General features: G+C 70.4%; 5 protein-coding genes. All 5 read right to left on the bottom strand.

Annotation, left to right across the window (positions count from 1 at the left end; all coding sequences use genetic code 11):
- The coding region (locus tag ACHWVH_RS19540) for an Ig-like domain-containing protein (RefSeq protein ID WP_394687795.1) at positions 1-2,740 on the bottom strand (2,740 nt) is incomplete at its 3' end.
- An 864-nt stretch (positions 2,741-3,604) separates the two neighbouring features.
- A complete protein-coding gene (locus ACHWVH_RS19535; RefSeq protein WP_267081592.1) occupies positions 3,605-5,521 on the bottom strand; it encodes a CocE/NonD family hydrolase in 1,917 nt (638 codons plus the stop codon).
- Positions 5,522-5,746: 225 nt separating this feature from the next.
- A complete protein-coding gene (locus tag ACHWVH_RS19530) occupies positions 5,747-6,994 on the bottom strand; it encodes a glutamate-5-semialdehyde dehydrogenase (RefSeq protein WP_295924641.1) in 1,248 nt (415 codons plus the stop codon).
- 138 nt (positions 6,995-7,132) lie between these two features.
- Positions 7,133-8,314, bottom strand: a complete 1,182-nt coding sequence (gene proB, locus ACHWVH_RS19525) for a glutamate 5-kinase (RefSeq protein ID WP_153752609.1) — start codon at positions 8,312-8,314, stop codon at positions 7,133-7,135.
- A 4-nt stretch (positions 8,315-8,318) separates the two neighbouring features.
- A complete protein-coding gene (locus ACHWVH_RS19520; protein WP_043095621.1) occupies positions 8,319-8,576 on the bottom strand; it encodes a YciI family protein in 258 nt (85 codons plus the stop codon).
- Positions 8,577-8,641 lie beyond the last annotated feature (65 nt).

The raw sequence follows: 8,641 nt of genomic DNA, 5'->3' as shown, positions 1-8,641 counted from the left end.
CCGTGGTGGACGCCGGCGGGCTGGCATTGCCGGCCGCATCGGTGGCGACGGCGTTGATCACGGTACCGTCAGGCAACGCGGCACCCGGGCTCACGCTCCAGTTGCCGGCGCCATCGGCCGTCGTCTGCCCGATCAGCGTGCCGTTACCGTCGGTCACCGTGACGGTCGCACCCGCCTCCGCAGTCCCGACGATCGCCGTGCCGTTGCTCGGCTGCAGCACCGGCGCAGCCGGTGCCAGCGCATCGACCGTGGCGGACGCCGGCGGGCTGGCATTGCCGGCCGCGTCGGTGGCCACAGCATTCACCACCGTGCCATCCGGCAACGCGGCGCCCGGGGTCACGCTCCAGTTGCCGGCGCCATCGGCCGTCGTCTGCCCGATCAAGTTGCCATTGCCATCTGTGACGGTGACCGTCGCACCCGCCTCGGCAGTCCCGACGATCGCCGTGCCATTGCTCGGCTGCAGCACCGGCGCCGCCGGCGCCAGCGCATCCACCGTGGTCGTCGCCGGCGGACTGACGTTGCCGGTCGCATCGGTGGCCACGGCGTTGACCACGGTGCCATCGGGCAACGCGGCGCCCGGGGTCACGCTCCAGTTGCCCGCGCCATCGGCAGTGGTCTGTCCGATCAGCGTGCCGTTGCCGTCGGTCACCGTCACCGTCGCCCCCGCCTCGGCGGTACCGACGATCACCGTGCCGTTGCTCGGCTGCAGCACCGGCGCCGCCGGTGCCAGCGCATCCACGGTGAGCGATGCGGGCGGGCTGAAGTTGCCGGCCGCGTCCGTGGCGACGACGTTGACCACGGTGCCGTCCGGCAAGGCCGTGCCCGGTGTGACGCTCCAGTTGCCGGCGCCATCGGCGGTGGTCTGGCCGATCACCGTGCCGTTGCCGTCGGTGACGGTGACCGTCGCGCCGGCCTCCGCCGTGCCGACGATCGCGCTGCCATCGCTCGGCTGCAGCACTGGCGCGGCCGGCGCCAGCGCATCGACGGTGGTCGTCGCCGGCGGGCTGGCGTTGCCTGCGGCATCGGTGGCGACAGCGGTGATGACCGTGCCGTCGGGCAGCGGACTGGCGGGGACGAGGCTCCAGTTGCCGGACGCATCGACCGCGGCCTGCCCGATCACCGCACCGTTGCCGTCGGTCACCGTCACTGTCGCACCGGCCTCCGCCGTGCCGTTGATCTCCATGCCGTTGCTCGGCTGCAGCACCGGTGCCGCGGGTGCCACCGCGTCCACCGTGGTGGTCGCCGGCGGACTGACCGTGCCGGCGGCATTGCTGGCGACCGCCGTGATCACCGTGCCGTCCGCCAGCGGTGTGGCCGGGGTGAAGCTCCAGTTGCCGGACGCATCGACGATGGCCTGGCCGATCGGTGCGCCGTTGCCGTCGGTCAGGGTGATGGTCGCACCCGCTTCCGAGGTACCGGCGATGACGCTGCCGTTGCTGGCGTCGATGACCGGTGCCGCCAGCAGATCCGGCGCCTGCACGCTGGCCGGCGGACTGGTGTTGCCGCCCGGATCGGTCACCACCACGGTCAGGGTCTCGCCATCGGTCAGCGGCGGCTGCAAGGGCACGGTAAAGGTGCCATCGCTGCCGACCACGGCCGTGACGTCCGGCACGCCGTCGCCATTGGTATCCACGCCCACTGTGGCGCCCGCCTCCGCGGTGCCGGTGAGGCTGCCGCCATCGGCCGAGACCTGCAGATTGCCGGCCGCCGCCGGCGGCGTGGTGTCGGGCGCGTTGACGCTGGCGCCGGGGCCGGTGTTGCCGGCCGTGTCGGTCACCACCACCGTCAGCGGTTCGCCATTGGTGAGTGGCGGCTGCAGCGGTACAGTGAAGGTGCCGTCGCTGCCGACCACGGCGGTCACGTCCGGCACGCCATCGCCATTGGTATCCACACCCACCGTCGCGCCTGCCTCCGCCGTGCCGGTGAGGCTGCTGCCATCGGGCGCCACTTGCAGGTTGCCGGCCGCACCGGGCGGGGTGACGTCCGGCGCCTGCACCATCGCCGGCGGGCTGGAGGCCCCACCAGGGCTGGTGACCACCACGCTTACCATCTGGCCATCGACCACCGGCGCCGGCAGCGTCACGGTGAAGCTGCCGTCGGTGCCGACCAAGACCACCGTGTCCACCTGTCCGTCACCATCGATATCGATGCCGACCCAGTGGCCGGGCGGCGCATTGCCGGTGATCTGGGTGCCGTCCGGAGAGATCTGCAGATTGCTCGCCATGGCCGGTGCCGACGGCTGCGGCTGCGGCTGCGGCTGCACGATCTCATTGCGATCGTCCTCGCTGCCCATGCTGGCCAGCGCGCCCGCGCCGAGTGCGACGCCACCCGCCATCAGCCAGGGCGCCGCCAGCCCACCGGCCATGCCGCCCGCGCCAGCCGCAGTCAAGGATTCGAATCCGGCCTCGCCCGTCACCGGCGCATAGCTGGCCAGCAACGCACCTTCCTCGCTGCTGGTCGCGAACTGCACTGCCACCGGACGCTCATCCCGGGTCAGGAACAACTGGCTCGGTTCGGCCGAGGCGTCGAAGAAATGGGCGATGCGGACCATCTCGCCGTTCTTCAGCCTGACGACCAGGTCGCCGCCCTCACGCGTATAGGCGGCGACGCTGTCCGGCGCCACATCCAGCACCACCTGGCTGGCCCGGGTGAGGTTCACCACGCCATCGGCGGGCAGCGGCACGGCCTGGGCGCGCGCGGGGTCCGCATCGTGCGGGACAACCTTGACCTGGATACTCATGACGAACACTCCTTTCGCGAGGATGGGCGGAAGCGGGCGAGCGTGAGCCGATGGCCTGGGGCGGTCGACGCGACTGAGCGCCGTGCCGGCCGATACGTAGGCAACACCTCACCTACGCGGCCCTATCGGTCCACGACAAGCATTGGATCGGTGATCAAGCAACGCAGCGCACGCACTACCGCGCGCCATGTCGGGGTGGACGCAGCTAGCGTCGGGGTCGTTGCAAGGGGAAAACCCGGGGATGAGGCGGGCGGCGGCGATGCGCCACGTGACGGGGCGAACGAGACAAACGGGCGGTGTCCAATGACATCACGGGCACTCCTTGTGAAAGCAAAACAGTTCGAACGGCAGGACGGCAACACCATGTGCAGTGACTCTGCGCCGACATGCCTCGCCTGCATTGCGAGGTGCCCACCCTCAGGTCCGGATCGATCGTGCCGCATATCCGCCAAAGAACTGGCGTTACGCGGTCCCCCCTTCCGTTTGCACGCACCGATCTTTGCCAATGACGACACACATAGGCAATAAACCGGCACAAATACGTGACACAACTGTGTTTAGCACCACACTCCAGCGACGCTTTTTTCACAAAGCCCGCTGCGGGTTTTTCAGTGTTATTGCGCAAAGCAATAAAAAAATGACGCCACCGGCATGGCCCGGTTCTGCGCGGCTGCGTGGGTCCCTGCATCGGCTGCGTTCGCCGAACCGCGCCGGTAAACGATTGCATCGACAGGCGCAGGCGACACCGTGCGGCCGGCGCGCCTGGGCAGCGCCCGGCTCTGTCATGGCGATCGGCCCACCGAACCTGGACGGTCGGCAGCGCGACGCGTGGCGTCGCGCGCCGCCGGTGCGGCATTCTCTGGCTCAGTACACCGGCAAACTGATGAAACTGGCCTGCTGCGGCGTGTGCCAGATCCGCTGCGTCGCCTTCTGGTAATCGCCGGGCTTGGCGAAGTAGATGTTCGGCACGTAGGTCTGCGGATTGCGGTCGTACAGCGGGAACAGGCTCGACTGCACCTGTACCATCACCCGGTGGCCGCGCTCGAAGGTGTGGTTGGCGGTGGGCAGGCCGAAGCGGTAGGCCAGCGGCTGGTTCGGAGTGAGGGGCGCCGGATGCTCGAAGCTTTCGCGGTAGCGGCCGCGGAAGATCGCCAGCGACACCGGCAATTCATAGCCGCCCAGTTTCGGATCGGACGCCATCTGGTCCGGGTACACGTCGATCAGCTTCACCACCCAGTCGCTGTCGCTGCCGCTGGTGGAGGCCTGCAGGTTCACCTGCGGCGCGCCGGCGATGCGCAGCGGCGCCTGCAGCGGTTCGCTGACGAAGGTCAGCACGTCCGGGCGGCCGTCGACGAAGCGCTGGTCGTGCACCAGCCAGGTGGTCCACATGTCGCGGTCGCCGAACACCACCGGGCGCGGCACGAACGGCACCGGCTTGGCCGGGTCGGACACGTACTCGGTGTACTCGCCCTGCCCGGCCTTGGGCGCCTCGAACGAGACGCGGCCGCCGGCCTCCAGGTACAGCGGCTTGCTCTGCGCCGGGCAGCCCTGCGCGCAGCTCAGCGGCCAGCGCTGCAGGCGGTCCCAGTGGTTGGCGCCGGTGTCGTAGATCAGCACCGGCGGCGTGTCGGCCTTGGGCGCGCCGTCGACCAGGTACTGATCGAAGAACGGCTTGAGCACGTCGCGGCGGAACTGCAGCGCGGTATCGCCGTCGAACTGCAGCGCGCCCAGCGAGGCGCCCTCGTAGTTGACCTGGCTGTGCCGCCACGGCCCCATGACCAGGTAGTTCTTGTCGTTGCCGGTGTCGCGCGGCTCCATCGCTTCGTAGCTGTGGATCGCGCCCCACATGTCTTCCTGGTCCCACAGCCCCTGCAGCCACATCGTCGGCACCTTCAGCGGGGTGCGCGCCATCACCTTGTCCAGCGCCTGCTCCTGCCAGAACGCATCGTAGGCCGGGTGCTCGGTGAGCTTGCGCCACCACGGCAACTGCTCCAGCCCGGCGGCCTTGGCGTAGTCGCCGGCCGAACCGGCGCGCAGGAAATTGCTGTAGTCGTCGTAGCCTTGGCGCGGAATGCCCTCGCCCTTGCCGCGCCGGGTCATCTGGCCGGTGAAGTAGTCCAGGTTGACCTGGCGGAAGGCGCCGTAGTTGAGCCAGTCGTCGCCCATCCAGCCGTCGATCATCGGGCTCTCCGGCGCGGCCACCTTCAGCGCCGGATGCGGATCGGCCAGCGCCATCACCACGGTGAAGCCCTCGTAGGACGAGCCGATCATGCCGACCTTGCCGTTGGATTCGGGCACGTGCTTGACCAGCCAGTCGATGGTGTCCCAAGCGTCGGTGGCGTGGTCGACCTTGGTCGGGTTGAGCGGCCCGCGCAGCGGCCGGGTCACCACATAGTCGCCCTCCGAGCCGTATTTGCCACGGATATCCTGGAACACGCGGATGTAGCCGCCATCGACGAACACCTCGTCGCCCTGCGGCAGCAGATCGCGCATGTGCGGCGAGGCCAGCCGGCTGGCACGGCCGCTGGCGTCGTAGGGCGTGCGGGTCAGCAGCATCGGCGCGCCGTGCGCGCCCTTGGGCAGCACGATCACCGTATGCAGCTTGACCCCGTCGCGCATCGGGATCATCACCTCGCGCTTGATGTAGTCGTTGGCCGCGGTCGGCGCGACGAAGGGCTTGCCGGTGATGTCCGGCGTCATCGGCGCGGTCTGAGCGAACGCGGTGCCGGCGGTGGCGAGGGCGACGGCAGCGGCGAGCAGGCAAGGAGCGAGGCGGCGCATGGGCATTGGATCCCGAAAGGAGGCGAATCCGCGACGCTAGGCGACGACGCCGCGCTCGGCAAGTGACAAAGGCTGGGTCGCCGACCCTCGCCGCGGGCACGCGAGCGCGCAGGCACGCCATGCCAATCAGCTCAGGTGGCTGCCCTGCCCCAACTCCACCGACATGCCGCCGATCAGTCCCTTGCCAGGCAGCTCAGGCGCCCGACCGACCAAGATCGCAGCGCCTCAGTGCCGCACCTGGCCTTCGCCGCGCACCACGAAGCGCTCCACGGTCAGCGCTTCCAGGCCCATCGGGCCGTAGGCATGCAGGCGCGTGGTGGAGATACCGATCTCCGCGCCCAGGCCCAGTTCGCCGCCGTCGGAGAAGCGCGAGGAGGCGTTGACCATCACCACCGCCGCGCGCAGCGCCTGCACGAACGCCTCGGCGTTGGCCGCATCGGCGGTGGCGATGACTTCGGTGTGGTCCGAGCCGTAGCGGCGGATGTGTGCGATCGCCGCGTCCAGGTCGGGCACCACCGCCACCGCCAGGATCAGGTCCAGATATTCGGCGGCGTAGTCGTCGTCGCTGGCGGGGTCGATGTCCGGCAGCAGCGCGCGGGTGGCGGCATCGCCGCGCAGGGCGACGCCGCGTTCGCGCAGCGCCTGCGCCGCCAGCGGCAGGAAGCGCGCGGCCACGTCGGCGTGCACCAGCAGCGTTTCCAGCGAATTGCAGGCGGCCGGCCGCGTGGTCTTGCCGTCGACCAGCAGCTTCACCGCCAGCGCCAGGTCCGCCGAGGCGTCGACGAACAGATGGCATACGCCCTTGTAGTGCTTGATCACCGGCACCCGCGCATGTTCGGCGACGAAGCGGATCAGGCCTTCGCCGCCGCGCGGGATCGCCAGGTCGACGATGTCGTGGAGCTGCAGCAGTTCCAGCATGGTCTCGCGGCGCAGATCCTCGACCAGGGTCAGCGCGGCCTCGCCGATGCCTGCGTCGCGCAAAGCCCGGCGCAGTGACGCGGCGATGGCGGTGTTGGAGTGGATCGCCTCGGAGCCGCCGCGCAGGATCACCCCGTTGCCGGCCTTGATGCACAGCGCCGCAGCGTCGGCGGTGACGTTGGGGCGCGCTTCGTAGATCATCGCCACCACGCCCAGCGGCACGCGGATCTTCTGCACGCGGATGCCGTTGGGGCGCACGTCGTCGCGGGTGACCTGCCCCACCGGGTCGGGCAGGCCCGCCACCTCGCGCAGCGCCGCGGCGATGCCGTCCAGGCGCTTGCGGTCCAGCGCCAGCCGATCGAGCATCGCGCTACCGACCTCCTTGGCCCGCGCCGCCTCCAGATCGCGCGCATTGGCGGCGAGGATCGCTTCGGCATCCGCCTCCAGCGCCGCCGCCATCGCCTCCAGCAACGCCTGTTTGGCCGGCGACGACAACTGCGCCAGCGCTTGCGCGGCATCGCGGCAGTGCAGGGCCTGGGTGCGGATGGAGGTCATTGGGCGGCTCCGGTGGATTCGGGATTCGGGATTCGGACAGGCTACGCGCGGCGCGAGGGCATCAGAAGCGGCGAGGGCGAGGCGCGATGCAGATGACTGCACTGCGCCGCATTCGTGGCCGGCGCGGGGCGGGCGCGTTTACGCCGATTCCCCATTCCCGACTCCCGATTCCCGCACCACCACCAGATCGTCGCGATGGATCACGTTCTCGCCATAGTTGTAGCCCAGGATCGCCTCGATGTCGCGCGAGTGGCGGCCGGCGATACGGCGGATGTCCACCGCCGCGTACTGGCTGACGCCGCGCGCCAGGCAGCGCTCGCCCGCCGCGTCGCGCAGACGCACCTCGACCATGTCGCCGCGGCGGAACTCGCCCACGGCGCCGGCGACGCCGCCCGGCAGCAGCGAGGCGCCCTTGTCGAGCAGCGCAGCGGCGGCGCCGGCATCGACCAGGATCGCCCCCGGTTCCACCGGCACGTGGCGCAGCCAGTACTTGCGCGCGGCGATGCGGGTGCGCGCGGCATGGATGCGGGTACCGCGCAGGCTGTCCTGGGCCAGGCCGCGCACCACCTCGGCGCTGCGGCCGTTGAACAGATAGGTCTCGATGCCGGCGGCGCCGGCCTTGGCCGCGGCCTCCAGCTTGGTGCGCATGCCGCCGGTGCCCACGCCGCTGCCGCTGCCGCCGGCCATGGCCAGCACCGCCGCGCTCAGTTCCTGCACCTCGTGCAGCGGTTGTGCCTGCGGGTCGCGGCGCGGGTCGGCGGTGTACAGGCCATCGATGTCGGTGGCGATGAACAGCGCATCGGCGTCGACCAGGGCGGCGACGATCGCGGCGAGATTGTCGTTGTCGCCGAGCTTGAGCTCGTCCACCGACACGGTGTCGTTCTCGTTGACCACCGGCAGCGCGCCCAGCCGCAACAGTTCGCCCAGCGTGGCGCGCGCGTTGAGGTAGCGACGGCGGTTGCGCAGGTCGTCGTGGGTCAGCAGCACCTGCGCCACCGGCCGCTCGAAGAAGCGCTGCCACAGCGCGATCAGCTGCGCCTGGCCGAGCGCGGCCAGCGCCTGCCGTGCCGCCAGCGCCGCACCGGCCTCGGCGGCCTTGGGCACGATGGCACGGCCCGCGGCGACCGCGCCGGAGGACACGATCACCAGTTCGCGCCCGGCCGCCAGGTTGGCCGAGACGAACTGCGCCAGGCCCAGCGCGAAGCGTGGCGTCAGCCCGCCGCCGTCGGCGGCCAGCAGGCTGCTGCCGACCTTGAGCACCGCGCGCCGCCACGGCGGCAGGCGTTGTTCGACGAAGGGCGATGGCGTCTGCGAGGTCATGGGATCAGCGCGTGTTCCATTCGTACACGGTGAGGTCGGAGCTGCCGTGGATCGCCAGCGGATCGGCGGCGACGATCGCCTGCGCCTGCGCCAGGTCGTCCACGCCCTGCAGCAGGTAGGCGCCGCCGCTGCGGTCGCTGAAGCCGCCGGTCAGCGCCAGCAGGCCGCGCGCGCGCAGGTCGTCGAGGAAGGCCAGATGCGGCGCGACCACGCGCTCGTCGAAGCTCGGTTTGCGCATCGCCAGGACCAGGTAGTGCTTCATCGTACGGTGTTCCTTCTGCAATCGGTTTGCATGTTCGGCGTCGCAGCGAATGCTTTTTGTGGAAG

Origin of the sequence: uncultured Xanthomonas sp. (genome assembly GCF_964278005.1) — a bacterium.
GTDB classification, from domain to species: Bacteria; Pseudomonadota; Gammaproteobacteria; order Xanthomonadales; family Xanthomonadaceae; genus Xanthomonas_A; species Xanthomonas_A sontii.
Note: the sequence above shows the minus strand (reverse complement) of the source record. Positions and strands in the feature narration are given on the sequence as shown.

Coding starts and splice junctions, on each gene's coding strand:
- ACHWVH_RS19535 (WP_267081592.1), bottom strand. CDS start 5,521: ATGCGCCGCCTCGCTCCTTGCCTGCTCGCCGCTGCCGTCGCCCTCGCC.
- ACHWVH_RS19530 (WP_295924641.1), bottom strand. CDS start 6,994: ATGACCTCCATCCGCACCCAGGCCCTGCACTGCCGCGATGCCGCGCAA.
- proB (WP_153752609.1), bottom strand. CDS start 8,314: ATGACCTCGCAGACGCCATCGCCCTTCGTCGAACAACGCCTGCCGCCG.
- ACHWVH_RS19520 (WP_043095621.1), bottom strand. CDS start 8,576: ATGAAGCACTACCTGGTCCTGGCGATGCGCAAACCGAGCTTCGACGAG.